Below are 1,149 nucleotides of genomic sequence, written 5' to 3' on the forward strand. Positions count from 1 at the left end.
CTTCTATTTCTTCCGCTTCCGACAAGCCATATACATCCGTTGGCGTATCCCCTGAAAACTCAACCATAAGTCCAAATGGCTCCCCCACAGGAAGGGTACAAATCTCAAAGTGCAGGCCCCATTCTGTCTCATCATAAAACAGAAATTGCGGCTGCTCGGCGGGAATCTCCGTTTCAGGGAATGGAGCGCGCTGCAATCCAAACTTCTCAGGGCTTTTACCAATCTGCGCCTGAATCTCATGCTCCGCTTTTGAAAGATACTCCCGCCAGTTTTGAAGCACAGAACGGATAAAATCCAGGTTTGCCGACTGAAGTTCAGATGTGTTCAAAATAATGGAAAACAGGATCTCTGTGTCTGCGATTCTTCCAGTCCAGCAGTGGATGGTCCCTGGTCCTTTCTGAAAGGTCAGTGCTCCCAATCCCAAATCGGAATGTTCAAAAAACTGTTCCATATCATTCTTGCCCCAATCCCCAGGTTACAGCGACAGCCATGTGGTCAAAACACTAATTTCCTCCCACAGCAATGCGGATTTCCCAGCGGCGGCAAAGGCTTTTTGGATGCCGCCATAGCGCCGCTGGGAGCGATCTGCCAGCTGGAGCGCGGCTGCCTCCAGATTGGGAATCGTCATCACAGCATCTGCCAGCGCCTGGGCGGAGAGCTGATCCCCAATCAGAGAGGCAGCAAAGTAGCGCAAATGGCTGTGAGAGAGGGCGGACAAATCGTTTAGTTTATGCAGCTCATAGAGTTTCAGGGCATAAAGGGAAGGAAGCCCATCCAGAGCCGGTAGTTTCTGCACAGCTGGTAGTGACTGGAGATAGAGTTTCTGAAGCCGGGTCGCCGGAGTCAGGAAAGGGGTGAGATCTTCCGTTTTCCGCATTTCCTCCAAATGGAGATTGGTAATGCTGGAGAGAAGCGGGGTGATGTCGCCATTCTTTTCCCCACGCAGGTGGAGAACACGCAGGCCGGGGAGAGAAACATTGTCCCAGGAAACAGGGGCCGACAGCCATAGGGACAGTGTATGAAGCTGCTTTAGCTCGGAGAGAACTTCTACACCCTCACATTTTTCCATTAGGGTCAGTTCCTCCAGATTGGGATAATCTCGCAGGAAGGACAGATTCACCTTCCGCTCTCCCGTCACAGACAGACACC

The 1,149-nt window shown here is 51.8% G+C and carries 2 protein-coding genes; both read right to left on the reverse strand.

From position 1 onward, the window contains the following. Nucleotides 1-451, reverse strand: a 451-nt coding sequence (locus ACZMB2_RS14355) for a hypothetical protein (protein WP_487597218.1), incomplete at its 3' end; no start/stop codon positions are given. A 24-nt stretch (nt 452-475) separates the two neighbouring features. Further along, the coding region (locus ACZMB2_RS14360; RefSeq protein ID WP_487597219.1) for a hypothetical protein at nt 476-1,149 on the reverse strand (674 nt) is incomplete at its 5' end.

The organism is Hominiventricola sp., assembly GCF_057604405.1.